General features: G+C 62.1%; 23 protein-coding genes. 12 read left to right on the top strand and 11 right to left on the bottom strand.

Features of this window, described 5'->3' with window-relative positions; translation table 11 throughout:
- The first annotated feature begins 58 nt into the window (after positions 1-58).
- The 3 genes from E5K00_RS18510 (at position 59) to E5K00_RS18520 (ending at position 2195) form a co-directional block, all read left to right on the top strand.
- Positions 59-949 carry a glycerophosphodiester phosphodiesterase family protein gene (locus E5K00_RS18510; protein WP_135464759.1) on the top strand — a complete coding sequence of 297 codons (891 nt, stop codon included), beginning with the start codon at positions 59-61 and terminating at the stop codon, positions 947-949.
- Positions 950-1139: 190 nt separating this feature from the next.
- Positions 1140-1340 (top strand): hypothetical protein, encoded by a 201-nt coding sequence (locus E5K00_RS18515; RefSeq protein ID WP_135464760.1) that lies wholly within the window; start codon positions 1140-1142, stop codon positions 1338-1340.
- Positions 1341-1445: 105 nt separating this feature from the next.
- On the top strand, positions 1446-2195 hold the full coding sequence (locus E5K00_RS18520; protein WP_135464761.1) for a J domain-containing protein: 750 nt from the start codon (positions 1446-1448) through the stop codon (positions 2193-2195).
- A gap of 93 nt (positions 2196-2288) precedes the next feature.
- On the opposite strand, the gene E5K00_RS18525 is transcribed toward E5K00_RS18520, so the two are convergent.
- The 4 genes from E5K00_RS18525 to E5K00_RS18540 all read right to left on the bottom strand — a co-directional run bounded on the left by E5K00_RS18525 (position 2289) and on the right by E5K00_RS18540 (position 6103).
- Positions 2289-3884 (bottom strand): T9SS type A sorting domain-containing protein, encoded by a 1596-nt coding sequence (locus tag E5K00_RS18525; protein ID WP_135464762.1) that lies wholly within the window; start codon positions 3882-3884, stop codon positions 2289-2291.
- 611 nt (positions 3885-4495) lie between these two features.
- On the bottom strand, positions 4496-5230 hold the full coding sequence (locus tag E5K00_RS18530) for a metal-dependent hydrolase (RefSeq protein WP_135464763.1): 735 nt from the start codon (positions 5228-5230) through the stop codon (positions 4496-4498).
- 54 nt (positions 5231-5284) lie between these two features.
- Positions 5285-5728, bottom strand: coding sequence for a hypothetical protein (locus E5K00_RS18535; protein WP_135464764.1), 444 nt, complete (start codon positions 5726-5728; stop codon positions 5285-5287).
- 36 nt (positions 5729-5764) lie between these two features.
- Positions 5765-6103 (bottom strand): winged helix-turn-helix transcriptional regulator, encoded by a 339-nt coding sequence (locus E5K00_RS18540; protein WP_135464765.1) that lies wholly within the window; start codon positions 6101-6103, stop codon positions 5765-5767.
- 154 nt (positions 6104-6257) lie between these two features.
- Between E5K00_RS18540 and E5K00_RS18545 the strand changes: the two genes are divergently transcribed.
- A complete protein-coding gene (locus tag E5K00_RS18545) occupies positions 6258-7019 on the top strand; it encodes an MBL fold metallo-hydrolase (RefSeq protein WP_135464766.1) in 762 nt (253 codons plus the stop codon).
- A gap of 174 nt (positions 7020-7193) precedes the next feature.
- On the opposite strand, the gene E5K00_RS18550 is transcribed toward E5K00_RS18545, so the two are convergent.
- From E5K00_RS18550 to scpA, 4 genes are all read right to left on the bottom strand, one after another.
- A complete protein-coding gene (locus E5K00_RS18550; RefSeq protein WP_135464767.1) occupies positions 7194-7907 on the bottom strand; it encodes a hypothetical protein in 714 nt (237 codons plus the stop codon).
- Between the two features lie 378 nt (positions 7908-8285).
- Positions 8286-8702 (bottom strand): hypothetical protein, encoded by a 417-nt coding sequence (locus tag E5K00_RS18555; protein ID WP_135464768.1) that lies wholly within the window; start codon positions 8700-8702, stop codon positions 8286-8288.
- A complete protein-coding gene (locus tag E5K00_RS18560; RefSeq protein WP_135464769.1) occupies positions 8702-9985 on the bottom strand; it encodes an AAA family ATPase in 1284 nt (427 codons plus the stop codon). The genes E5K00_RS18555 and E5K00_RS18560 overlap by 1 nt, the downstream gene beginning before the upstream one ends.
- A gap of 10 nt (positions 9986-9995) precedes the next feature.
- Complete coding sequence (gene scpA / locus E5K00_RS18565; protein WP_135464770.1) at positions 9996-12263, bottom strand: methylmalonyl-CoA mutase; 2268 nt, start codon at positions 12261-12263, stop codon at positions 9996-9998.
- Positions 12264-12414: 151 nt separating this feature from the next.
- Here scpA and E5K00_RS18570 point away from each other — a divergent pair, with 151 nt between their 5' ends.
- Positions 12415-13674 (top strand): outer membrane beta-barrel protein, encoded by a 1260-nt coding sequence (locus E5K00_RS18570; protein WP_135464771.1) that lies wholly within the window; start codon positions 12415-12417, stop codon positions 13672-13674.
- Between the two features lie 203 nt (positions 13675-13877).
- Positions 13878-15149, top strand: coding sequence for an outer membrane beta-barrel protein (locus tag E5K00_RS18575; RefSeq protein ID WP_135464772.1), 1272 nt, complete (start codon positions 13878-13880; stop codon positions 15147-15149).
- A gap of 56 nt (positions 15150-15205) precedes the next feature.
- On the opposite strand, the gene E5K00_RS18580 is transcribed toward E5K00_RS18575, so the two are convergent.
- Positions 15206-16981, bottom strand: a complete 1776-nt coding sequence (locus tag E5K00_RS18580; RefSeq protein WP_167856946.1) for a methylmalonyl-CoA mutase family protein — start codon at positions 16979-16981, stop codon at positions 15206-15208.
- 181 nt (positions 16982-17162) lie between these two features.
- Between E5K00_RS18580 and E5K00_RS18585 the strand changes: the two genes are divergently transcribed.
- The 5 genes from E5K00_RS18585 (at position 17163) to dnaA (ending at position 23221) form a co-directional block, all read left to right on the top strand.
- Complete coding sequence (locus E5K00_RS18585) at positions 17163-18398, top strand: outer membrane beta-barrel protein (RefSeq protein WP_135464774.1); 1236 nt, start codon at positions 17163-17165, stop codon at positions 18396-18398.
- Positions 18399-18494: 96 nt separating this feature from the next.
- Positions 18495-19754 carry a porin family protein gene (locus E5K00_RS18590; RefSeq protein ID WP_135464775.1) on the top strand — a complete coding sequence of 420 codons (1260 nt, stop codon included), beginning with the start codon at positions 18495-18497 and terminating at the stop codon, positions 19752-19754.
- A gap of 44 nt (positions 19755-19798) precedes the next feature.
- Complete coding sequence (locus E5K00_RS18595; protein ID WP_135464776.1) at positions 19799-20554, top strand: 5'-nucleotidase C-terminal domain-containing protein; 756 nt, start codon at positions 19799-19801, stop codon at positions 20552-20554.
- Positions 20555-20654: 100 nt separating this feature from the next.
- On the top strand, positions 20655-21581 hold the full coding sequence (locus tag E5K00_RS18600) for a bifunctional metallophosphatase/5'-nucleotidase (protein WP_135464777.1): 927 nt from the start codon (positions 20655-20657) through the stop codon (positions 21579-21581).
- A gap of 143 nt (positions 21582-21724) precedes the next feature.
- The gene (gene dnaA / locus E5K00_RS18605) at positions 21725-23221 is read left to right on the top strand and encodes a chromosomal replication initiator protein DnaA (protein ID WP_135464778.1); all 1497 of its coding nucleotides are present in this window, start codon (positions 21725-21727) and stop codon (positions 23219-23221) included.
- Between the two features lie 92 nt (positions 23222-23313).
- On the opposite strand, the gene E5K00_RS18610 is transcribed toward dnaA, so the two are convergent.
- Positions 23314-23814, bottom strand: a complete 501-nt coding sequence (locus tag E5K00_RS18610) for a hypothetical protein (RefSeq protein WP_135464779.1) — start codon at positions 23812-23814, stop codon at positions 23314-23316.
- 140 nt (positions 23815-23954) lie between these two features.
- Positions 23955-24383, bottom strand: coding sequence for an OsmC family peroxiredoxin (locus E5K00_RS18615; protein ID WP_135464780.1), 429 nt, complete (start codon positions 24381-24383; stop codon positions 23955-23957).
- Positions 24384-24550: 167 nt separating this feature from the next.
- Here E5K00_RS18615 and E5K00_RS18620 point away from each other — a divergent pair, with 167 nt between their 5' ends.
- Positions 24551-26056 carry a GH3 family domain-containing protein gene (locus E5K00_RS18620; protein ID WP_135464781.1) on the top strand — a complete coding sequence of 502 codons (1506 nt, stop codon included), beginning with the start codon at positions 24551-24553 and terminating at the stop codon, positions 26054-26056.
- The last annotated feature ends 135 nt before the right edge of the window (positions 26057-26191 follow it).

The following is a 26191-nucleotide window of genomic DNA, read 5'->3' on the forward strand; positions in this document are numbered from 1 at the left end:
GGGCCCGTTACAGGGATAGCGGCGGCTCAACCCCGGGCCCGGCGGGTTTTGGCACACAATGAAAATCAGTTTCTGGAGCCTGCTGGTGGCAGGAATGCTGGCCGGCGGCGCGGCCCACGGGCAGCGCCCCACCGAATCGTTGCGGCGGGAGCCGGGGCAGCTGGTCGTCGTCGGGCACGCCGGGTCGGGCTTTTTCACGCCGCTGAACCCGTTCAACCCGTTGCCGCCGAGCAGCCTGCGCAGTGAGCTGAAAGCCCTGCGCGACGGGGCCGAAGGACTGGAAATCGACTTGCAGCTCAGCCAGGACAGCGTGCCGGTGCTCTACCACGACATGACCCTGGAAACCATGACCCGTACCGGCCGGGGCTGCACCAACGAGCAGCCGGCCGCCGCCCTCACCCGGCTGCGCTTCCGCGGGGGCTGGCCCTACGACTGGTTTCAGCGGGAGCACCTGGTTACGCTCGATACGCTGCTGGCCCGCCTGGCCCGGCGGCCGGAGTTTCCCTTTCTCCACCTCGATTTGCACGAGAACCTGCCTTGTCTGAACCCGGAGCAGGCCCAGCGCAACTCGGCCGCTATGGTGCGGCAGCTGGCCCGGCTGCTGCGGCGCTACCAGGTGCCGCCGGGCCGCATCCTGCTCGTCTCCGACCAGCTTAGTACCCTGCGGCGCTTCCGGCAGCTGTGGCCCGCCGTGCCGCTGGGCTACGAAATCACCGAGAACTTCGCCGCCAACCTACAAGTGGCCCAGGCCGAGCGGGTGGAGGCTATTGTCATCAGCGACGCCCTGACCACGCCCGAAAACACGGCCCGGGCCCACGCCGCCAACCTGGCCGTGGTGGCCTTCGGGGCCCGCTCCAGCAAGGGCATCAAGCGCGTCGTGGCGGCCCACCCCGATGCCTACGAGGTCGATTACGTATCGAAGCTGCTCAAGATCCTGGGCCGCAAGTAGAGGGCACGGTAGCCTTGGCCCCGGAAGAAACGGGCGCGCCCGGGACCATTCCGGATAGAGAATATAGCCGTCGGCAGATGAAAAAGTGGGGTTAAGCTAAATTCTGAGCCGCGCGGCCGCGCTTTGTGTCCCTTTGAGAAGAAATCCTGGCTTTGCAACGCCAGTTGTCCAACCTCTCTTCTCTACCTATATGCGCACCACTGCTTTCCGTCCCGCCTTCGCCCTCGTTGTCGTTTTTCTGCTGCTGGCCGCTTCGGTTGAGGCCGTGGCGGGCAGCCCGTTTGTGCGGGCCCAGCAGCGGGGCCGCCGCTACGTGCATCGGCCCATATACAAGCAGTATCAGCCCCAGGCCCACAAAAGCCGGCGGGTATTTGCCTTCCTGAGCCGGTAGTCGCGGCACGGCGGCTGGCGGCCAAAGAAATAAACCGCGGAGCCATAGCGGGGGCGCATCGGGTTTGCTATTTTAAGGCTTTACCCACCGCGTCAGGCTTTTCCCATGCAGGATTATTACCGCCTTCTGGGCGTCCCGTTTACGGCTAGTCAGCTGGAAATTGAGCGTGCCTACCAGCAGCAGAAGGCCCGGCTAAGCCGGCGCACCGCCGATCCGGCCATGCAGGCCCGCCTGCAGGAAGTGCATACCGGTTACGAAATTCTGGGTCACCCCGGCCGGCGCCTGGCCTACAACGTGCTGCTGGCCCAGGAGCCACCCGCCCCCGCGCCCCCGCCCAGCGCCCTGCAGCTGATGCTGGCCCGCTATGCCCCAGCGGCCCGCTGGCTGAATGCGGCCCTGGTGGCCTTTTGCCTGCTGCTGGCCCTCGACTGGGCCTTGCCGCCCCGGCAGTACGCCAACGAAGTAGTGCTGGTCCGCCAGATCGTGTCGGTGTCGTCGTCGGCTTCCGATCCGCAGATGGCCTACGACGTGACGACGCCCCGCACCACGTTTCGGGTACCCAGCCGGTTTGGGCACCGCGTCCGGAAAGGGCAGCGCCTGACTTCGGTAAGCCAAACGCCGCTGCTGGGCATCGTGCGCCGCATTGTTTCGCCGCCCACGGCTCCCGGCGAGCCGGCGGAAATCAAAGTTTCCGGGGGCACGATTTACGGCTCGTTCAGCTTGCTGCCGGTTATGCTGCTCATCGTGGCCGGGCTGGGGCTGCTGCCGGGCCGCTCCCCCGAGCTGCGCGTCAATACGGCGGTGGTCGGGGCCTTGCTGGCCGTGGTGGCGCTGGTGGTGCTGGTGTGGTTCTAGGTAAGTACAGCCCTCAATGAAAAGGCCCGGCACTGCTGCCGGGCTTTTTCGTGGAGGACAAGATAGGTTACTGCCGACGCCGGCTGAACTTTGCTACCGCACCGTTATCAGCTGGCTCGTGACTTGCTGCCCGCTTTCCAGGTTGAGCACGTACAGGCCGCCGGGCAGGGCCGCGGTGTTAAACGTGGCCTCGGTTCCGCGCAGGGTTTGCTGGGCTACAATCCGGCCGAAGGAGTTGTAGAGCGTGGCCTTCACCAGCTGCTGAGCCTCGGCAGCTGGCACGCGCAGGGTAAAATGGTCCTGGGCCGGGTTGGGGTACACGGTGCTTTCCAGGGCCCCGGCCTGAGTGCGGGCCGCGGTGGTTGTGCCCAGGCGGGCCAGGTAGCAGTTGGTAGCGGTGCCGGCGGTGGCGTAGGGCCCAAATTGGCAGGTGCCCGTGGCCGTGCCGGCCGTGTACACGTTGTTGCGCCCATCCAGCACCAGGCAGCCGCCCGCGCTGGTACCGGGGCCGCCCACCAGCGTGGTGCTGGCCACCTGCCCGGTAGCCTGAAAGCGGGTAATAAAGCTCTGGCTGTTGGCCTGGGAGCCGATTAGGTAAGCCTGGCCCGTCATCTGGTCGACGGCAATATCGGTGGCGAAGTCGTAGTTGGGGCCGCCCAGGGCCGTAGCCCACTCGCTCTGGCCCTGGGCGTTGTAGCGCGTCAGGAAGATGTCGGTGCCGCCGGTGCTAGTGAGCGTGGTGGCCCCGAACGTGGCCGCGCCGCTGAAGCTCTCGGCAAAGTAAATCTTGCCGGCCGCATCGGTAGCTACGTTGCGGCCGTCGCCGTAGCCGGCCGGGGCTTTGGCCCATTGCAGCTGCCCCTGGCTGGTGCTGAAGCGCAGCAGAAACAGGTTGCTGTTGGCGTCGGCGGGCTGCAGGCTGGTGCCGTTGACGACCAGGCTGGCCGAGAAGTTGCCGCCCACGTAGCAGTTGCCGCTGGCATCCACGGCCGTGGCCCGGACGGCGCTGCGGCCCTCACTGCCGGCCGGAGCGCTCCACACGTTCACCCAGCGCACGGTGCCCTGGGGCGAGTAGCTGGCCACGAAAGCCTGGTTCTGGCGGTTGCTGAAGCTGCGGCTGCCAAACTGTACCGTCGCGCCGCTCACCGAGCCGCCCACGTAGCTGTTGCCGGCCGCATCCACGGCCACCGACCAGCCCGTGTTCGGGGTAGAATATGGCTCGGGGCCGGTGCTGCTGGCCTGGCGCACCCAGCCGATAGTGCCGTTGGCGGCGTATTTGACCAGCAGCACGTCGGTGGCGCCGGGGCTCTGCGCGGTTACCTGCGTGCCGCTGCCGTAGGTGAGCGTGCCGCGGAAATAGCCGGTCAGGTAGGCGTTGCCGCTCCGGTCGGCGGCCACGCTGGTGAGCAGCGCATCGGAGCCCACGGCAATTTTGGTGACCTGCTGCACCTGCCCGCTGGCGTTGAGGCGGGCGACGTAGAGGCACCGGCCGGGGCTGGTGAGCAGGCGGTTGCTGAGCTGCAAACTATTGTCGAAGCGGCCCGTGACGAGGAAGTCGCCGGTGGGCAGCATGGCCATATCGGTAACGGAATTAGCCCCGGCCACGGAATGCAGCCAGTTCCAGGCCGGGGTTTGGGCGTGAACGGTGAGGGACAGAAACAGGGCGAGGGCGAGGAAAAGTTGTTTCATAGCAAGACGCGAAAGAATGAGTGGGAAATGGGAGAAAAAGAGGGTTTAGTTGCAATAAGGCAGTGGCAAGGGCCGCAGAAAGCAGCCCGGCTCGGCAAGCAGGGGAGTAAAAAGCAGTAGGCGGAAGGCCGGGGGGCTGCCTGCCGGGCTAGCAGCCCGAAAGAAATCAACGAGGTGCTGCCCGCAGGGCAGGAATCCGGGCGGCGGAAAGGGGAAAACCCACCGCCGCGCGTCCCGCCCGGAAGCGGGATGGTAGCCGGTAGCCGCTGCAACCGGCTGATAAAGAATAAACTATTTGCTCATCTGTCCAACGGCAGCGCGGAAATGCCTTTCCCGCTGCTGACCAAGCTCCCTGTACACTGTCAAACGGAGCCCGGTACCACGATCCAACTACTTGTCCTGCTGATGAAAGTATTGAATCTTATTTAAAAATGACATTGTCCAATAAAAAATAATTTGGGCCCCGGTCGGCGGCGCGCCGGGTAGCCGCGGCCGGGGGCGCCAGAAACGCCGTTTCCGCCGACCCCGGCCACTTCCAGGCGTGTGTAATCCTCGTGAAGAAAGCCCCCGGCCGCTCCGGCACTGGTCGCCGGGGGTGGGGCGGCCGGGGCCTAGGCCCGCAGCTCGGCCAGCGCCAGGGTTTCGCCGGCGCGCAGGGCATGTACCGTCACGGCATCGGCGGGGGTGAGGTGGGCCCGCAGCTGCTCGGGTGTGCCCACCAGGGAAGCAAAGGTGCCGTAGTGAAACGGCACCACATGCGGCACCCGCAGCAGCCGGGCCGCGTAGGCCGCCTCGCGCGGCCCCATCGTGTACCGGTCGCCGATGGGCAGCAGGGCTACGGTGGGCTGGTAGAGGTCGGCCAGCAGGCGCATGTCGCCAAACAGGCCCGTGTCGCCGGCGGCGTAGAGCACGGTGCCGTCGGAGCAAGCCAGAATGTAGCCCACGGCCTCGTGCTGAAAGCCGCTTTTGTTGCCGGGCAAGTCGACGTGGGCCGCGTGCTGGGCCACGGTCATGGTCAGGCGCAGATCCAACACGCTGATGCCGCCGCCCACGTTCATGGGCTCAAACTGCTCGGGCGCGAGGCCCTGCTCGTAGAGGTAGTACCGCACCGGAGCCGGGGCTACCACCTTGGCTCCGGTGCGGGCCAGCAGGGCCGGCAGCTCGGGGTCGAAATGGTCGTCGTGGCCGTGGGTGATGAGCACCAGGTCGGCCCGCTCGGGCTGGCGCAGGTTTTCCGGAATAAAAGGGTTGTTGGTCAGCCACGGGTCGAGCAGGATAACGCGGCCCTCGGGCGTGGTGATGCGGAAGCTGGCGTGGCCGAGCAGCTGGAGCTGGGTGGAAGGCATGGCGGCAGAAACTGAAACGGGGGTGCAAAATAAAGAAGGTGGCCGTGGTGCGGGCTACAGAATGCGCGTCACGTCCAACGCGTGTTGCTCCGCCACCGAAGCCGGCAGCTGAGTCCGGCCCAGCAGCTGCGCCAGTTGCTTGGGCAGCTGGCTTGCCAGCAGCGGCACCACGGGCCGGGCCACGAGGTGGTAGCGGGTGTCGGCGCGCTCGTGCAGGCGGGTTTTCTCGAAGGAGAACAGCCCGCGCCGGGCGTAGCGCGCGAAGCTCTGGTAGCCGCCGGCTTCCTCGGCCCCGGCTTCCACCGCCACGGCCTCGGCCGCCGTGGTGTCGGGCAGGGTCAGGAAGTACTGGTGCAGCTCGAGCAGCACTTCCTGGGACGCCGCCACCGACTCGGGCAAAATGCCGCCGCCGGAGGCTACGTGCAGGATGTGGCCCTGGCTGTCGAGGGCAAACCAATCAATGTCGGCGTCTTCCTGGTCTAGTTCGTCGATGCGCATGGGGTAGGGGAAAGGGGAAAAAGGGAGAAAATAACTTTACGAAATCTGCACCACGCCCTCGATGTGCTTGACGGCCCACTCATCGAGGCGGCGCAGGATGGGGCCCAGCTCCGCGCCCTTGGCCGAGAGCTGGTAGGTGACTTCGGGCGGAAAGCCGTTGTGCACGGTGCGCTCTACCAGGCCGGCGGCTTCCAGCTGCCGCAGCTGTTCGAGCAGCACCTTCTTCGACACCCGCGGGATGTCGCGCCACAGCTCCGAAAAGCGGCGCGGACCGGCGAACAGGTGGAAGAAGAGGATGGGCTTCCACTTGCCCGCCAGCAGACTCAAGGCCACGCGGGTGGCGCAAAACTCGACGTCGTGGTAGGTGTGGCGCATAAGCAGGAAACAAATAAGTGAACAGGTTACCGGCCGGTAACCTTCTTGAGCCGGGGGCCGCGGCCGGGTACTTTTGCGGCATCCCGGTCCGGTCCGGGGCTGCTTTCCTGCCGGCCCGGCCCCGCTTCCGGCCGCAACTTACCCCACTTTTTCCATGCAAGTCCAACTAATCCGCAATGCCACGCTGCTGCTCAAAGTCGGTGGCAAAACCCTGCTCGTCGACCCGCTGCTGGCCCCGCGCTTCCAGTACGACCCCATCCCGCAGACCGCCAACCCCATCCGCAACCCCACCGCCGAGCTGCCCTTTGCCGCCGCCGAGTTGCCCGCCCTGGTCGCCTCCCTCGACGCGGTGCTGCTTACCCACACCCACCTCGACCACTGGGACCCGGTAGCCCAGCAGCTCCTGCCCAAGGCCCTGCCCATCCTCTGCCAGCCCGCCGACGCGGAAACCCTGCGCGCCGCCGGCTTCACCCAGGTGCTGCCCATCGACCCCGAGCGCGACTGGGAAGGCATCCGCATCTACCGCACCGGCGGGCAGCACGGCCTGGGCGACATCGGGCGGCGCATGGGCACTGTCTCGGGCTTCGTGCTGGAGGCCGAGGGCCAGCGCCTCTACCTGGCCGGCGACACTATCTGGTGCGAAGAAGTGCAGCAGGCCCTCGACCGCTACCAGCCCACGACCATCATCGTCAACGCCGGGGCGGCCCAGTTTCTGCAAGGCGGCCCCATCGTCATGACGGCCGCCGACGTGGCCCAGGTAGCCCGCCACGCCCCCCGGGCCACCATCCATGCCGTGCACCTGGAAGCCGTAAACCACTGCGCCGAAGACCGCGCCGCCACCCGCGCCTACCTGGCCCAGCAGGGCCTCGCCGCCCGCGTCCACGTCCCCACCGACGGCCAGTGGCTGACGATGTAGTGAGTTTTTGTTGTTTGTCATCTGTCATCTGTCATCCTGAGCAAAGCGAAGGACCTTATCACGTTAGAACAAGTCGTAACAACGATTGTCGTGCTAACGTGATAAGGTCCTTCGCTTTGCGTACGCCAGATGAAGGATGACAGACAGAGTAGGGCGTACTACTCCATTCCCCGCCTACTTCGCCGGCGGACTGGTTTTGGGGCCGGGGCCGCCCGCCGGGGCCTCGCCATCGGAGAGGCGGTAGCGCTTCTGCTTAGTCGGGTCGGCTTCGAAGGCGCGCTTGGCCGCCTTATTGAGTTGCTGCCCGAAGCTGTAGGCCTGGTTTTGCAGGCGGATGTAGGCATTGGTATCCTCCTGGTTGGTGCCCTTGCGTAGCTCGTGCTGGGTATCCACCGTGTCGAGCTGGGCGGCCAGGGCTTTGAGGTCGGCGAGCTGCTGGGGGCGGAAGCCTTTTTCGGCCAGGGCCGCGTGGTCGCGCTCGGCGGCCTGGGCGGCCATGTCCAGGAGCAGGCGCATTTCCTCGGGGTCGGCGGCGGCCTTGCCGTAGCGTTCCTTGCCGTACTGGGTCAGGCGGGCCTTGTTCCGGGGAAAAGCCTGATCCACGTAGTAAAATACCGATTGGGCCATGCTGCGGGCGCGCTCCATCTCGCTTTCCACGGTGGCCGTGTCTTCGCTGAGCGTGCCCCGGCGCACGTCCACGTTGGGGGCCTTATCGGCTGCCTCGATGGCCGCCAGCCAGGTGGCCCCGAAGCTGCCGCCCAGATCGGGGTTGAGGGCGGCAAACGCCGCCGCGTCGGTCAGATAATGCCCGTGCATGGTGCGCATGCGGCTGCGCATGGCCACGTCGGAGCCAGTAAATAGGCGAACTTCGGGTGTCCCGTGTTCCATAGTAATGAATAATAGAAGTGAGTGAAGTTGAAATACGAAGGAATGGTATGACTATTTCCAGTAATTCACAACTTCTACGCCCGGCTATTTCGCCCGAAAACCCCTCATAGCCAGCCAAAACCGACCTAGAAGCGCCCAAACGAACGGAGAGCCAGCCGAAGCCTTCTTAGAAGCGTCCGAAACGGACGTAGAAGCACCCCGAACGGACGTAGAAGGTCCCAAACGAACATAGAAGCAGCCGAAATGCTCTTAGAAGCCCCCAAGATGGACGTAGAAGCTTCCCAAACGGACGCAAAAGCAGCTTAAGTGGCCGAAGAATCGGCGGGGGCGAGGGCAGAAACGAAACCGGCCCGCTGGTGGGCGGGCCGGGGGATTGGTTTATAAAGAATGTTCGCCGTGTTGCGTTTTAGGCTTGATAGAGCATTTGTTTCGTCGGCCAAAGTCCAGCAGCAACTTCTGCATTTTGGTGTCCATCGTGGGCGAGCGGCGAATCACAACAAAGCACTGCTTCGGTTGCAGAGGAGACTTCAACAGCTTTATCGTGTTGGCAAGTTGATCAAGGGCATGTAAAAAGTCACTGCCTTTTAGCTCCACGTACACTTCGGCTGGCGCGGCCGGGGCCTGAAACACAAAGTCGCAGTTCCATTGGCCGGGTGGGAAGAACTGCTCCGGTTCCAGCACGGTTACTTCCAGCCGCTTCGGGTTGAGTAGCGTGAAGGTGCTGGCAGCCCTTGGCGTCTTGACCGGAATCTTAGGATTGCTGGTAACACGCTTTTGATGGTCCGGTATTTTCATCAGGCCTGCGTGGTGGGGTCCAAGGCCATAAGATCACCGAACTGTTCGGCCGTAACGTCGGAGGCGCTATCGAGCAGGGAGGCAGATATTAGGCCTAGCTCATGGTCGATAAGCGAAATGGCCTTGCCGTTTTCGAGTCCATATACCCGAAAATCCGACAAGGGAACCTGCTGGCTTTTCGGAACTATTTTGTAGAGCTTCTTCAGCTCGTTAGGTTGGTCTTGGAGGCGTTCAGCGAGTTGGTGAGCGTAGATGAGATTGTTGAAGGAGGAAAGTAGATAAGGACTATGTGTAGTGATGATATATTTCAAATCTTCAGTTTCGTTGTAAATATTAGTCATTAACTGCGCCATTACTCGCTGGGATTCTGGGAAAATGTGAGCCTCTGGTTCCTCAATATAAAGCATGTGTGGCCCAAGAAATCCATTGCGTGAGTCATCTAAATAGCTAAGTAGAAAAAGTATTAACGGAAATGCTTCTTGCTGACCGGATGAAGCATCGGTCAAAGATATTTTTCTGCCATCAGAAAGGATTAAGTAGTTGTCATCTTTTTGTGTGAGTAATTGCCCTTTAAGTATTGATTCAACTAAAGGTATAATAGATTTAAGTAATGGATTGGTTGGCTGTGGCTGGTCTTGTCGTGCGTATTCATATTCTCTTAAAAAGTCTCGCATTAATGGGTCTTTAAGAGTGTTGTTAGATAGAAAAGTGAGTATAGATCCTTGCAAAGCAGAAAAAATAGAACGCCCAGCTAGCACAAAAGCCTGGTTTCTTATAGGGTTCCCATCTGCAAGGGACCATATCTCCATTGCCCACGCTGTGCGTGCCTCTGTAAATTCCTGTACTTGCTGATAACGTAAGATATTATTTGGTCGGAATTTAGAAGATGAATACTTGTTTTTTATTTTATTCGTACGTACTCTAAATTTATTTGATGCTGCCTGTATCAATGGTGAATATATTATTTTAAGTTTGTTATTAGTCTGAGTTAATTTAATTGATAATTTGCCTATTTGATAATGAATATGAAATTCTCTGGTTGTACTCACAATGCTAGAGAAATATTCTTTAAAATTCCTCAAACAACTTTCGTCGAACTTCCTTTTGTCTTCATTATTGTTGATAGATATTTCTAGTCTTGATAAAAAAGATTTAAACCAATATATACACCTAGCGCATATGCTTTTTCCACTGGCTTGCGGACCAATGAAAATAGTTATTTCTCCCAACTCAATTTCTAAGTTAAGTCCAGCAAAATTTTGAATGATAAGCTTTTCAACCATGATTATAAGATTAGTCGTTTAGCTTCCGCAGAATCTCCTGCGCCGCTACGGCAATGACCGTTCCCGGACCATATACCCCAGCCACGCCGACGTTGTAGAGGAAGTCGTAGTCCTGGGCGGGGATGACGCCGCCGGCAATGACGAGGATGTCTTCGCGGCCGAGCTGGCGCAGCTCCTGAATCAGCTGGGGAATTAGGGTTTTGTGGCCGGCGGCTAGGCTGCTCACGCCCACTACGTGCACGTCGTTTTCGGTGGCCTGGCGGGCTACTTCGGCGGGCGTCTGGAACAGGGGCGCGATGTCCACGTCGAAGCCCACGTCGGCAAAGGAGGTGGCAATGATCTTGGAGCCCCGGTCGTGGCCGTCCTGGCCCATTTTGGCGACCATCATGCGGGGGCGGCGGCCTTCGGCGGCGGCAAAGGCATCGGCGGCGGCCCGGGCTTTGGCAAACTCCTCGTCGTAGTTCATCTCGGCCGAGTACACGCCCGAAATAGCCCGGATGGTAGCCTGGTGGCGGCCGTACACGGCTTCCAGGGCATCGGAAATCTCACCCAGGGTAGCGCGCACCCGGGCGGCCTGCACGGCTAGCTCTAGGAGGTTGCTGGAGGGCGCCTCACCCCCCGGCCCCCTCTCCGAAAGAGGAGAGGGGGAGCCTGACGATAAAGATTCGTCGGATTCAATCGTTGAACGCACCCCCTCTCCATTTTCGGAGAGGGGGCCGGGGGGTGAGGCGCTCATCCCGGCCTTAGCCGCATCCGTCAGCGCCTGCAAGGCGGCTTGCACGGCCTCGTTGTCGCGCTCGGCCTTGATTTTGGTGAGGCGCTCAATCTGGGACTCGCGCACGGCGGCGTTGTCGATGTCGAGCACGTCGATCTGCTGCTCCTCGCCCAGCTGCCGGTCGGTGAGGCGGTACTTGTTCACGCCCACCACTACTTCCTTGCCCGAGTCGATGCGGGCCTGCTTGCGGGCCGAGGCTTCCTCGATGCGCATCTTGGGCAGGCCGGTTTCAATGGCCTTGGCCATGCCGCCCAGGGCTTCTACTTCCTGAATCAGGGCCCAGGCTTTGTCGGCCAGCTCGTGGGTCAGGCTCTCCACGTAGTAGGAGCCGCCCCAGGGGTCCACGACGCGGGTAATGTCGGTTTCGTGCTGGAGGTAGAGCTGGGTGTTGCGGGCAATGCGGGCCGAGAAGTCGGTGGGCAGGGCAATGGCCTCGTCGAGGGCGTTGGTGTGCAGGCTCTGGGTGCCGCCCAGGGCCGCGGCCAGGGCCTCAATGGCGGTGCGGGCCACGTTGTTGAACGGGTCCTGCTCGGTGAGCGAGTAGCCCGAAGTCTGGCAGTGGGTGCGCAGGGCCAGGCTTTTGGGGTTCGTGGGGTTGAACTGCTTCATCAGCTTGGCCCAGAGCAGGCGGCCGGCCCGCAGCTTGGCAATTTCCATGAAGTGGTTCATGCCAATGGCCCAGAAGAAGGAAAGGCGGGGCGCAAACTGGTCGACGTCCATGCCCACGGCCAGGCCGGCGCGCACGTATTCCAGGCCGTCGGCCAGGGTGTAGGCCAGCTCAATGTCGGCCGTGGCCCCGGCTTCCTGCATGTGGTAGCCCGAGATGCTGATGGAGTTGAACTTGGGCATATTCTTCGCGGTGTAGGCGAAGATGTCGGCAATGATGCGCATGCTGGGCGCGGGCGGGTAGATATAGGTGTTGCGCACCATGAACTCCTTCAGAATGTCGTTCTGAATGGTGCCCGCCAGCTTCTCGGGGCTCACGCCCTGCTCCTCGGCCGCCACGATGTAGAAGGCCATAATCGGCAGCACGGCCCCGTTCATGGTCATCGACACCGACATCTGATCCAGGGGAATCTGGTCGAAGAGGATCTTCATGTCCTCCACCGAGTCAATGGCCACGCCGGCCTTGCCCACGTCGCCCACCACGCGGGGGTGGTCGGAGTCGTAGCCCCGGTGGGTGGCCAGGTCGAAGGCTACGGACAGGCCCTTTTGGCCCCCGGCCAGGTTGCGGCGGTAGAAGGCGTTGGATTCCTCGGCCGTGCTAAAGCCCGCGTACTGCCGGATGGTCCAGGGGTTCTGCACGTACATCGTGGCGTAGGGTCCGCGCAGGTAGGGTGCCGTGCCGGCCCCGAAGCCCAGGTGGTCGAGTCCGGCCACGTCCTCGGCCGAGTAGTGGCTTTTCACCGTGATGCCCTCGGGCGTGGTGGTGCCGGTGGGAGTGGGAGCCGGGGCGGGCAGGGGAGCGGCGTCGTAGGGAATGTGGGCGAAGTCGGGTTTCATCGGGGCAAGCACGGGGGCGGATGGTCGGAAACGTAATGTGGGAGGAAAGATACTTGGTTTAGCCCAAAAGAATATTTCCAAGCACGTTAGCAAGTCAATGAATTATTCTATATTTGACTATTATTCTCTTAAATACTTATTCAATATTTGAATGGGAAAGAAATTACGCTCTATGTACGTACGGATAGTAGGGTTGCTCGGCATTGCCGCGCTGCTGCTGCCCGCCACCGCCCAGGCCCAGACGGGCCGCCAGCCCGGCTACGTCGTGCCCCTCACCGGCGACACAATCCGGGGAACGGTAGTGGTCAACCGCACCCAGCGCAACGCCCAGCTCTGCGAGTTCGAGGCCACCGGCCAGAGCCAGCTTCGGCAGTACGCGCCCGCCGAGCTGCGCGGCTACGGTGCCCAGGGAATCAGCTACGAAAGCCAGCCGGTGCGCCTGAGCGCCAATGCCGCGCCGGAGCCGGTGTTTCTGGAAGTCGTCACCCGCGGGGTAATGACGCTCTATGCCCTGCAGAATGGCCTGACGGAGCGGTTTTTCCTGGCGGGCTACCGCCCCGGGAAGCTGGTGGAGCTCGAAATGCGGGTAGCGATGGTGAAGCGCGGCCCCCGGGAGTATCTGGCCAAACAGCGCCTGTACCAGGACACGCTAGCCGAGGCGTTTCGGGCCTGCCCCGACCAGGCCCGGCGCGGGGCCATGGCTGAGTTCCGGCTGGGCGAGCTGGAAAAGGTGGTGCGCAGCTACAACCTGTGCGCCGATCCGCAGAGCGCTGGCGAGCGGACAACCAAGCGGGGGCATCTCAACGTTGGGGCCGTGCTCGGGTATAACTTCTACAGTCAGCTGTCGTTGGGTACGGGCAAGAACACGGATGCCCATAACCAGATCCTGGAGGGTAACGGCTACGGGACGGGCGGGCTGGAGCTGGTGTATACGCCCGGCTTTAAGGGGGCGCCCTTCACCGTGCGGGCCTCTTTTCTCTACGAGCCCAGCCGCACCTTTATTTCCAACCGCAACTTCTATCCTCAGGAAACCCGGGACAATGAGGCCCTGCTGCAATTCAGCTACCTGACCATTCCAGCCATGGTGCGTTACCGGGTGGGGCAGCACCGGCTGCGGCCGTACGCCGAGGCCGGCTTGCTGCTAAATCTGCTGGTGAGCATGGAGCAGGACTACGTAACCTTTACGTATAACAGCACCGGCAGCGTGCCGTATACCACTCCGCTGCTGGGAGAATACAAGAGCGTTACGTTTGGCAGCGGCATCGGGGGCGGCGTGGAAGTACTGCTGCCGGCCGGCACCACGCTGTCGGTGGGCGTAAGCGCGCGGCTGATGCAAGGGCCCGACAAATACGAGGGCGGCTCAACGATGAAAAATGTCGGGCTGCTGGTCGGCTACACGTTTGGGCAGTAGCTGGTAGCGGCCATAGTGGCCAGCCCATTCAGGCTTATTTGATATGCCGACGAAGAACGGCCCGGTTGCTGCCTGCCAGCTGCCGGGCCGTTCTTCGTCGGGGCCGGCAGTTAATAGCGACGCGCATCTCCAAGACTTAATTGGCCGGGCAGCCGTGGCAACGTACTTTTGGGGTTTGTACTCATTCTTCTGTTGCTTATTGCATGCCTAGAAAGCTACTTCACCTATCCTGCGCCCTGGTTTCAGCCTTGGGCGCCCTGATCCTGCTGCCCGCCACCGCCCAGGCCCAGACCGGGCGCCAGCCGGGCTACATCGTGCCCCTGGCCGGCGACACCGTGCGGGGTACGCTGGTGCTGGGGCGGGCCCAGCGCAATGCCCTGCTCTGCGAGTTTCAGGCCGCTGGTCAAGCGGCGGCCAAACAGTACCAGCCGGCTGAGCTACGCGGCTACGGCACCGCCGGCTTGGTCTACGCTGCCTACCAAGTGCCCCGCTCGGCCGATTCGGTGACCACCGCCCGCAAATCTGTCTTCCTGGAGCTGCTCGTGCCCGGACCGCTGCAACTCTACAGCCTGAAAGAAGAAAGCAAAGAGCGGTTTTTCATCGGCACCCAGCCGACGGAGCAACTCATGGAGCTGAAGCAGCGCAAAACCAGCGTGCAGCGTGCCGGCAAGCAGTTCGTTATTACGGAGCGAATGTACCAGGATACCCTGGTCAGAGTACTGCGGGCGTGCCCGGAGCAGGCGGCCCGCGCCAAAGACGTTCTGTTCAACGCCCCGGACCTGACCCGGGTCATCACCAACTACAATCAGTGCGTAGCCCCGCAGCTGCCGAAGCAGTCGACGCCTACTGCCAAGCGCAATACGATAGGTTTTGGCTTGGTCCTGGGCACCAGCCTTGCCGACCAGATGGTGCTGGGAGAAGGCAAGGGGGAAAGCGAGCTGGCCTGGAAGTACCAGGGAAAGCGCTACCTCATGGGCGGCGTGGATATTTCTCTGACGCCGGGCTTCAAAGGAGCGCCGTTCTCTGTTCATTCAGGCTTGCTCTACGAGCGAGGCCGCACCTTCACGGCCCACGACGTGTTTTTTCCAACCCTGTCGAAGGCACAGGATGCCATCATTGAGCTGGATTACCTGGTGTTGCCCCTGCTGGCGCGCTACCGCCTCGGACAGGGAGTGTTTCGGGTATACGCCGAAGCGGGCCCGTTATTCCGCTTCCTCACCGCCACCCGGCAAAACCAAGTGGTGTACACGTCGACCAACCCACAGGCGGCTCCTATCGTGTTTCCCCTGATAGCCAATCCTTCCGCTGTCAGTGTGGGCGTGGGAGCCGGCCTGGGAACCGAAGTGATGATTCCCGGCGGCCGACCATTATCGGTAAGCATTCGGGGCGAGAAAAGCACGGGGCCAGACAACCAGGGCAATTCCTCTACTTATACCAACGTGAGTCTGCTGCTGGGCTATTCACTCACCAAGTAGCATCGTCTGGAAGCATAAAAAAAGGTCCGCTACCGAGCAGCGGACCTTTTTTTATGTCAGGCCCGGCCTTGCAGGCGGGCCAGCACGTCGTCGGTGCTGTAGCCTTCCACCGTAAACTCGCGGAAGCCAAACAGCGACACGGCTTCCTGCATCGTGGCCAGGTCGGCGGTGAGCAGGGTGGGCGGAATGAAGTCGGGCTCATCGACGGGCACGCGGCACACCACGCGGGCGAAGTGGCCGAACTGGTCGGGCGTGGCATACATCAGCGTGGCCGCTTCCGGGGTCGAAAACAGCACCGAGAGGGTGCCTTCGGGGTGGCTGGCTTTCAGGGCCAGGCGCTCCTGGGCCGGCAGCAGCCGCAGAAACGACTCCAGAATCACTTGGTTGGTGTGGGTGCCCAGCAGCACCACGGCGGCGCGGCGGCGCTTTTTCTCGCGGCGCTGAAAGTGCAGGGCCGTGGCCAGGCGCAGCACCTCCGAGGGGTAGGCCGCCCGCGTCGAGTCGAACTCCTTGCTGCGCAGCAGGCGCTTGGGGTTGTAGTCGAACTGCTCCTGCTGGTTCTGAAACCGGTTGGTGCCCACAATCACCTGCTCGCCGTTGGCAATACGCTGGAACTGGGTCTGGGCCACGCTGTGCAGCTCCTGCAGCACCAGCCCGATGGCGCCGGGCAGCCCACCCGCCGCTTCCACGCGCTGAAACACGGCCCACGCTTCGCGGGCCAGCTGGTCGGTCAGGGTTTCGAGGTAGTAAGAGCCCGCCGCAGGGTCGGCCACCCGGTTCAGCCCGGCTTCCTCCCGCAGAATAACGGGCAGGTTGCGGGCCAGGCGGCTCGAAAACTCGTTGGGGCTCTGGTAAATCCGGTCGAAGGGCGCTACGCTCACCGCATCGGCCCCGCCGAGCACGGCGGCCATGGTTTCGGTCGTGACGCGCAGCAGGTTGGTGTGCGGGTCGAGGGTGGTTTGCGACCAGGTAGAGGTGGTAGCGAAGAGGCGCAGGGCCTGGGCGGCTTCGGTGGGCAGGCCGTAGGCGTGCAGCAGCGTGGCCCACAGGCGGCGCAGGGCCCGCAGCTTCCCGATTTCAAAAAAGTAGTTGGGGTTCAGGCCCACCTGAATCTGAAAAGCGGCGGCTACTTCCGCCACGCTGAGCTCGGCCGAGGGCAGCTGCTCCAAGTAGGTAGAAGCGGCGGCCAGCACAAACCCGATTTGCTGAATGACGGTCCCGCCCCGGTTGGCGAAAAAAGTGCCGTTCAGCGTCAGGGCGCGGAACTCGGGCAGGTGGCGGGTGAGGCCGATAATCGTGCGCAGGTCGGCCAGCTGGTGAGGCAGGTCGGCCGTGTGGTCCGTGACGGGGTCGAAGCGCAAAAAGCCGCGCAGGGCCGTGGCGCCCGTGGCCAGCAGCCGGGCCACGAAGTCGGCGGCGCCTATCCGGATGGAATACCCGACGTAGGTGGAGGCCAGCGGCAGCCGCTCGTGCAGGTAGGCCACGTCGAAGGCCGCCGCGTCGGTTAGCTCGAAGTATGCCCCGTCGGCCCCGCGCTGCAGCGCATCGGCGGCCCGCTCAATGGCCAAGTGGCCCGCGTCGGCGGCTCCCACGGCAAAGGTCGGCAGGTTCAGCCAGTTGGTATTCGTATTGGTCAGCTGCCCGGTCGGCAGGTTTTGCAGGGCTTCCTGGTGGTAGAAGGGCTGCACGGTAATGCCCTCGGGCGTCGTCCACTTCAGGCTGGCGGGGTCCGCGCCTTTCAAGTCGCGCCGGATGCGTTCCTGCCAGGCCGCGGTGCTCAAGGACTCAAACTCGGAAAACGAAAGGGGCGGGGAAGGCAGGGCGTCGGCCATAGGGAAGAAAAATAAAGCCAGTGGGAGGGACCGGCGGATAGGAACGGGGTAAAGATACCGCATTGGGCGAACAACAAGCATGGTCGGCGCGGCTTGGTTGGGGCCGATTTCGCCGTAGCTTTGTCGATTTACAATCAGCCGGCGGACCATTGCAACCCGCTGTTTCACTCATTTTTCGTTTATGCGTTCTTCTTTACGCTTATTGGCGCTGCCCTTACTCGCTATTTCTTCCGGGGCGCTGGCCCAAACCAATTTCCGGCCCGGCTACGTGGTGCAGCCCGCCGGCGACACCCTGCGCGGCGAAGTCGACAACCGCGGGGCGCAGTACAACGGCACCATCAGCCGGTTCCGGCCCGACGCGGCCGCGACGGTCGTTGAGTATCAGCCCCAGCAGCTGGCGGGCTACGGCTTCGTCAGCGGGCAGCACTATCAGGCCCTGACGCTGCCGGGCCAAGTGCCCACCAAGGCGTTTCTGGAGGTATTGGCCCTGGGTCAGCTCTCCTTGTATCATTATACCGACGCGGCCGGCAAAGAGCATTACTATACCCGCAAGGGTACCGAACCCCTGCTGCCCCTGGTGCAGCGCGACACGACCGTGACCCGGGTAAATGCCCAAACCGGTCTGCCCGTAACCACCAAAGAGCGGCAGTACCCGCTGCGCGCCGTACTCTGGAGCCAGATGGCCGACTGCCCCACCGCGCAGGTGGCCGTGAAAAGTCTGGAGCTGAAAGAGTCGCAGCTGCTGAAAGCGGTAACGGCCTACAATGCCTGCCAGGGGGGCGCGGCCACCTATGCCCGGCCGGCCCGGACTTCCAAAACGCGCTTTACGGCCCTGGTGCTGGCCAACCGCGGGCAAATGGACATCGAGCGGGTGGGCAAAGACAAGGTGCAGTCGGGCTGGAGTGCCGGTGGCGGCCTGGGCCTGGATTTCGCCCCGGCCTTTTTCAACCCCAAGCTGACCCTGCAGCTGCAACTGCTCTACACCCAGCACTCCTTTACCAAGGAGCAGGCCGTTTCCGACGCCCAGCTGGTGACCGGCACCGACGGCCGCATTAACTACAGCATCGTGCAAAACACGATTCAGATTCCGGTGCTGCTGCGCTACACCTATCCCAAGGGCCCCGTGCGGCCGTATCTGCAGGCCGGGCCGCTGCTTTCGTTGTTTACGAAAAACTCGGCCGACGCCGTGCTGACCTACAAAACCTACGCCGGGGTAGCAAAAACCGAAAACTCCTCGCTCGAGATGCGCAGCTACGGCATCGGGGGCACCATTGGCGTGGGCGTGGCCATTCCTACCGCCGTGGGCGACTTCACCCTGGAAGCCCGCAACGACGTGACGGACGCCCTGGTGCACGACGACGGCATCTCCGGCAAGTCCGGCGTTTCGGTAGTGGCCGGCTTCACCTTCGGCAAGTAACGCGGCAATATCAATTGATGAAAGAGGTGCCCCAGCTACGGCGGGGTACCTCTTTCCGCTTGCCTCATCCCGTTTCCAAATCCTATTGCCTTGATTATGCCCCGTTTTTTACGTCTGCTTACCCTTCCTTTACTCGCTATTTCTTTCGGGGCCCTGGCTCAGGCCGATTTCCGGCCCGGCTACGTAGTGCAGCCCGCCGGCGACACCCTGCGCGGCGAGGTCGATAACCGCAGCGACGTGCGCAATGCCGCTGCGTGCCGGTTTCGCCAGGCCGGCTCCGTCCGGGAATATGCGCCGGCCGAGCTGCTGGGCTTTGGCCTGACCGGCCGCAAAGTGTACCGCACCCGCACCGTAACCGTACCCGACAGCGCCGCCCAGCCCGCCCGGACCTATTTCCTGGAAGTGCTGGCGGCCGGCCCGGCTCAGCTTTACTACCGACGCGACCCGGGCGGCATCGACCATTACTACATCAGCGTGGGCGGCCAAACCGCCACGGAACTCGTGTACCGCCGCGTCCTGCTGCAGATGGCCGGCGGGGAATGGGTAACCATGGTTAGCCGTTACCAGGAAAAGAACCTGTTCCGGGGGACGCTGGCCGAAACCTTCGCCGCCTGCCCCGCCGTGCAGCAGCAGGTGTCGAGCTTGCAGTACAAGGCCAGCAGCCTGGTGGGCATCGTGGAGCGCTACAACGCTTGCGTAGGTGGCCCTGGCGCCGGGCAGCCAGTATCCGCGCGGCGCTCAGCTCGCTACAGCCTCGGGGTAGTAGCCGGGGTAGGAGTCAGCCAGATGCAGCTCAGTGGGTACACCAGCTTCGAGCAGGCCAACTTCCCGAGTTCGGTGCAGCCAGTAGTAGGCTTGCGGTTGGGTATTCCCATGCCCCGTCTCAACGAGAAACTCTCCTTGCAGATAGAAGCGCTGTACCAGCGGCAGCGCTACGAGTCGGAGTATACGACCCGCTTCGGCAGCAGCAGCGCGTACCGGGAGCAGGCCCGGGTGGCGCTGAACTACCTCAAAGTTCCCTTCATGCTGCGCTACACTTACCCCCGTGGGGCAGTGCGGCCCATGGTGCAGCTGGGCGTCTCGCCCAACCTGAGCCTGAGCACGACGGCCGAGTTCCGGCAGCAAAACCTCGACGGCTCCTACGGTACCTGGCGCCCGGCTTTCGACAAGGAAGCGCTGAGTCTCTTCGACTGGGGCCCGACGGCCAGTGTGGGCGTGCTCACTTCGGGGTTGGGTGGGCGGCAGCTCACGCTGGAAGCCCGGGCCGAGCGCAGCACTGGCTTCGTGTATATCTCGGCCATCAATAGTGAGCTGTGGCACTACCAGCTGCTGTTGGGTGTTAACCTGACCAAATAAGTTTTGGCGGACGTACCTTTGCCCTCCGCCTCTTTCGCAACCGCATGATTTTTTCCCGTTCGAAGTTCTCGGTCTGGAGCCTGGTGCTGGTCACCAGCCTCACCTTCAGCTGCCAGCGCGGCGGCTACCAGGCCAAGCCCCAGCTGGCACCCACCACGGCCCAGCCCGTCACGAAGTCCCTGCCCGACAACCCCCAGGCCGCCGCTACCATCGAGCCGTACCGGCAGCGCGTCAATCAGCAGATGAGCGAGGTGCTGGGCGTAGCGCCGGTGGCCATTCTCAAAAACAGCGGTGAGTCGCCCCTGGCCAATTTCGTGGGCGACATACAAGTCGCGCGGGCCAGCCAGGCGCTGGGGCAGCCCATCGACCTGGGCGTGATGACCAACGGCGGCCTGCGGGCCAGCCTGCCGGCCGGGCCCCTCACGCTGGGCTCGGTGTTCGAGCTGATGCCGTTTGAGAACGAATTGGTGGTGCTCGATGCGCCCGGCCCGGTGATGCAGGAGCTGCTCAACTACGCCGCCCGCATCAAAATGGCCCTGTCGAACGTGACGTACACCGTCAGCCCCGACGGCAAGCCCACCAACGTGCTCATCGGCGCCCGGCCCTTCGACCCCAGCCGCACCTACACCATCGCCATTTCCGACTATTTGGCCGGGGGCGGCGACCAGATGGTGTTTTTCAAAGCCCTGAAGCCCCGCGGCACGGGCGTGCTGCTGCGCAACGCCATTGCCGACCACCTGCGCCAGCTCACCAAGCAGGGCAAGCCCGTCGTGGCCAAGGTAGAAGGAAGAGTGAAATAATGTGCTCAAGTGCTAATGTGGGAAATGTGCTAGTCCTCATTCAGCACATTTCCCACATTAGCACTTGAGCACATTCACCCCACATTAGCACATTAAAACCATGAATCGTCGCGATTTTCTTAAGCATACGTCGCTGGGGGCTGCCAGCCTGGGACTGATGGGGCTGAGTTTGCCCGCGGTAGGCCGCGATACCAAAAACGCGCGCCTCACCATTCTGCACACCAACGACATGCACTCGCGCATCGAGCCGTTTCCGGAGGGCAGCGCGCAGTGGGCCGGTATGGGCGGCATGGCCCGCCGCGCCAGCCTCATCGAGCAGATCCGCAAACAGGAGCCCAACGTGCTGCTGCTCGACTCGGGCGACATCTGGCAGGGCACGCCTTACTTCAACTTCTTCAACGGGGAGCTGGAGTATAAGCTGATGAGCCAGATGGCCTACGATGCCGCCACGCTGGGCAACCACGACTTCGACAACGGGCTGGAAGGCCTGAAAAAGCAGTTGCCCAACGCCGGCTTTCCCTTCCTGATTGCCAACTACGACTTCTCCCAGACCATTCTGGCGGGCCAGTTCAAGCCCTACAAGGTATTTGAGAAGGCCGGTATGCGCATTGGCGTATTCGGCATCGGCATCGAAATGCAGGGCCTGATTTCGGACCGCAACATTGGGGGCACCAAGTACCTCGACCCGGTGGCTACCTCGCAGACCATGGTGGCCCAGCTGCGCGGGGCCGAGCGGTGCGACATGGTTATCTGCCTTTCCCACCTGGGCTACAAGTACGAAAGCGCCAAAATCGACGACCTGAAGCTGGCCGCGCGGGTGTCGGGCATCGACCTGATTCTGGGCGGCCACACGCACACGTTCCTCGACAAGCCCGACGTCATCGACGGCCCCAACGGGCACCGCACCCTGGTCAACCAGGTGGGCTGGTCCGGCATCAACCTGGGCCGCATCGACTACTCCTTCGAGCATGGCGCCAAGCGGCTGGCGGTGGCCAGCTCGGCCGTGGTGCCTGTAACGACGGCGTGAGAAAAGCAAGGAAAAGAGCGTTTTTTTGTATCCTGACTTTTCCACATTTTTGTCTCCCCCTAGAAAAAACGGGCTTTTTTTGGCCCGTTTCTGACCCTATTGTCCGCCCTGCAAGCACCTGGTGCTTTTGTCTTAACTAATTGATGCTGAAGGATTGCCGAACCGTATGGGCCAACTGTCTTCGCGTCATCAAGGCTAATATTGGTGAGCAGAGCTTCCGCACGTGGTTCGAGCCAATCGTGCCGGTACAGCTCCACAATAACGTCCTGATCATCCAAGTGCCCAGCCAATTTTTTTATGAATGGCTGGAGGAGCACTACGTCGATGTCCTGAAGAAAGGCATCTACCAGGAGCTGGGGCCGGAAGGCCGTTTGGAGTATTCCATTGTCGTTGACCAGGGCAACAGCCAGAACAAGCCGCGCACCGTCAACATCCCGACGGCCCGCAAAGCCGCCGCGCCCACCCAGGCCGCCTCGACGGCCGGGGCCATTGCGGCCAGTGCCCTCACCGGCTCGGCCCGCAACGTAGCCGCCGCCGCCGCGGCGCCCGCTGCCAACCCCGACATGCTCCGCAACCCGTTCGAAGCCACCAAGGCCATCGACCGGAACTACGTCAAGTCGCAGCTGAACAACACGTACTCCTTCGAGAACTACGTGGAGGGCGACTGTAACCGCCTGGCCCGCTCGGCCGGCCTCGCCGTGGCCAACAAGCCCGGCACCACCTCCTTCAACCCCCTGATGGTATACGGCGGGGTAGGGCTGGGCAAAACCCACCTGGTGCAGGCCATCGGCAACCACATCAAGGCCACCTCGCCCGATAAGTTCGTGCTCTACGTCTCGGCCGAGAAGTTCACCAACCAGTTTATCGAGAGCCTGCGCAACAACGGGGTGCAGGACTTTGCCAACTTCTACCTGCTGGTCGACATCCTGATTCTGGACGACGTGCAGTTTCTCTCGGGCAAGGACAAAACCCAGGAGATGTTCTTCCACATCTTCAACCACCTGCACCAGGCCGGCAAGCAGATCGTGATGACCTCGGATAGGCCCCCGCGCGACCTGAACGGGTTGGAAGACCGCCTCTTGTCCCGCTTTAAGTGGGGGTTGACGGCCGATTTGCAAAGTCCCGACTTCGAGACGCGCATGGCCATCATCCAGAACAAGATGGAGCAGGATGGCATCGACATTCCGCCGCAGGTGGTGGAATACCTGGCTCACTCGGTGAATACCAACGTGCGGGAGCTGGAAGGCGTGCTGATTTCCCTGGTGGCCCAGAGTAGCCTCAACCGCCGGGAAATTGACCTGGAAATGGCCAAGCAGGCCCTGCGCCACATCATTGAGGAAGTGGAAGCGGAGGTCAACTTGGACTTCATTCAGAAAACCGTGGCCGAGTACTTCAGCATTTCCCTGGACCTGCTCAAGGCCAAAACCCGCAAGAAGGAAGTCGTGACGGCGCGGCAGGTGGCCATGTACTTCGCCAAGGAGCACACCAGTCACTCGCTCAAGAGCATCGGTTTCCACTTTGGCGGCCGCGACCATAGCACCGTCATCCACTCCGTCCAGACCGTTTCCGACCTGATTGACTCCGACAAGAACTTCCGCAACACGATAGTGGACCTGCGCAAGAAGTTTGTCAAGAAGTAAGCCCCATTCTATTGCATTGCCCCTAAACCGAAAGGTCCTGCCGAGCCACGCTCAGCAGGACCTTTCGGTTTGTAGTTGGATTGGTCGGGCGGCTATACCCGCGGAGCCGGGGCCGTTTCGCGCAGCGTGATATTGTACTGCGCGGCAAACTGGCGGATTTCGTTGCGGAAATTTTCCCGGCGCTTGGGCCCTTTCACTTCCCGCAGGTTCAGGGTGTAGAGGTCGTTGGAGCGCAGGCGGATGCGCAGCTGCATGGGGGCCAGGTCGATGGCCTCGATGTCTTCGGCGGCAAACACCTGCTTCGCGCGGAACAGACCGCCCTTGTGCACGATGTAGCCGGGCGTAAACTCCAGGTAGCTCTGGGTGCCGAAGATGGGCGCGTTGTGTACCAGCACGTAGCCGATGTAAATCAGGCTGAAAACCAGGAACACGTAGTGCAGGAAGTGGTAATCCTGCTCGCCCTGGCCGGCGGCAATCAGGAACACGGTGTAGGCAATCCAGAGGAAGCCGATGAGCAGCTGGCCCCAGAAGGGAACCTTGGACGTGTCGGCGGGCCGCAGCCGGATGCGGGTCGTTTTGGTAGCGCGGGGCATAGAAAGTAGAGGTCTGACCACAAAGTAAACGAAAAACCGGCAAGGCGTCGGGCCTTACCGGTTTTTCGCTGATTGTTGATTGTTGGGAGTTAATTGTTGGTTGTTGAACAGATAACAATCAATCCACAACAATCAACAATCTACTTCAACGTGGCCGAGGCCAGCTCCATTTCGGGCACGGCGCTCAGCAGCTGGGAAATGGGGCAGTGCTCCTTGGCGTTTTCGGCCTGCTTCTGGAACTCCTCCTGCGTAATGCCTTCCACTTCGCCTTCGGTCGTCAGCACGATTTTCACCACCTTGGGTATTTCGCCCGAGGTGTCGAGCGTGACTTTCGACTCGGTCCGGATCTGCTTGACCTGGGCCCCGGCCTTGGTGAGCTGGCCGGTCAGGAACATGGTGTAGCAGCCGGCGTGGGCCGCCCCAATCAGCTCCTCGGGGTTAGTGCCTTTCTGGCCTTCAAACCGGGCTCCGACGGAGTACGGGGCTTTTACCGTGCCGCTCTGGGTCGAGATTTCGCCGCTGCCTTTGATGTCGCCGTTCCAAACGGCATTTCCGCGCTGATTAATCATGATAGGTGAACTGGTGAAGTTGTGAAATGGTGAACTCGACTAGTAGGTACGACAGGAAGTAGGGAAAGGATAAAAAGTGCCGATTTGCCCGGAAGTGTACCTTTGAGAACCGGAGTTGCCGCGCAGTGGTGCAAACTCACCATCTCACAAGTTCACCATTTCACCACATGGGTCTGAAATCTGCCCTGAGCCGTCCGCTGGCCGCCTACATTCACCACCGCTACCAGCAGTGGCAGCAAGACCCCGTGGCTACCCAGCAGCGTATTTTTCGGCAGCTGCTGGAAAAGGGCCGGCACACCGCCTTCGGGCGCGACCATGACGTTGCCGCCATCCGGACGCCCGCCGACCTGGCCCGGCAGGTACCCGCGCGCGACTACGAAGCCCTGGCCCCGTACTTCGAGCGGGTAAAGCAAGGCGAGGCCGACGTGCTCTGGCCCGGCCGGCCCGAATACCTGGCCAAAACCTCGGGCACCACGTCCGGCGCCAAGTACATTCCCCTGACCAAGGACAGCCTGCCCAACCACATCAACGGGGCCCGCGACGCGCTGTTGCACTACGTGCACGCCACCGGCAACAGCCGCTTCCTGGACGGCAAGCTGATGTTTTTGTCGGGCTCCCCGGAGCTGGAGAAAGTGGGCGGCATTCACACCGGGCGGCTGTCGGGCATCGTGAATCACCACGTGCCGGCGTATCTGCGCCGCAACCAGCTGCCCAGCTACCGCACCAACATCATCGAGGACTGGGAAACCAAGCTCGACCACATCGTGGAGGAAACCCTGCCCGAAAACATGACCCTGATTTCGGGCATTCCGCCCTGGGTACAGATGTATTTCGACAAGCTGGTGCAGATTACGGGCAAGCCGGTGAAGGACATTTTTCCGCAGTTCGACCTGTTCGTCTACGGCGGGGTCAACTTCGAGCCGTACCGGGCCAAGCTGTTCGAAACCATCGGCCGGCCCATCGACAGCATCGAGCTGTTTCCGGCTTCCGAGGGGTTTCTGGCGTTTCAGGATCAGCCCGGCAACCCCGGCCTGCTGCTGCTGCTCGACGCGGGTATTTTCTACGAGTTTATTCCCGCCGAGCAATTTTTCGAGCCCAACCCGCCCCGCCTGACCATCGGGGAAGTCGAGCTGGACCGGCAGTACGCGCTGGTGCTCAACTCCAACGCCGGCCTCTGGGGCTACAGCCTCGGCGACACGGTGCGCTTCGTGAGCCGGAATCCGTACCGCGTGGTGGTCAGTGGGCGCATCAAGCACTTCCTCTCGGCCTTCGGCGAGCATGTCATCGGGGAGGAAGTCGAGCAGACCCTGCGCGAAGCCATGAGCCAGTTTCCGGAGGTGGAAGTAGTGGAATTTACCGTGGCCCCGCGCGTGAGCAGCGACCCGCAGGAGCCGAGCCGGCACGAATGGCTCATCGAGTTTGCCCGCCCGCCCCACGATGCCGCCGCCTTTGCCGCCGCCCTGGATGCCGGCCTGCGCCGCCGCAACGTGTACTACGACGATTTACTTTCGGGCTCCATTCTGGCCCCGCTACTGCTCACGCCGCTGCCGGCCGGGGCGTTTCAGCGCTACATGAAAAGCCTGGGCAAGCTGGGCGGGCAGAACAAGGTGCCGCGGCTGAGCAATGACCGGAAGGTGGCCGAGGGGTTGATGAGCAGTGAACAGGCAAGATGACAAATAGGACAGACGTAATACGCTTCGCTGCTTCCGTGGATTACGATGAGGATTGCACCTTTGACGTAACGATACTCAAGGGGAAAATCGAAACGCACGTGACCTTTTTAGGGTCAGTCGATACGTGGCAGACTT

Origin of the sequence: Hymenobacter aquaticus, from assembly GCF_004765605.1 — a bacterium.
In the GTDB taxonomy this organism is placed as follows: domain Bacteria; phylum Bacteroidota; class Bacteroidia; order Cytophagales; family Hymenobacteraceae; genus Hymenobacter; species Hymenobacter aquaticus.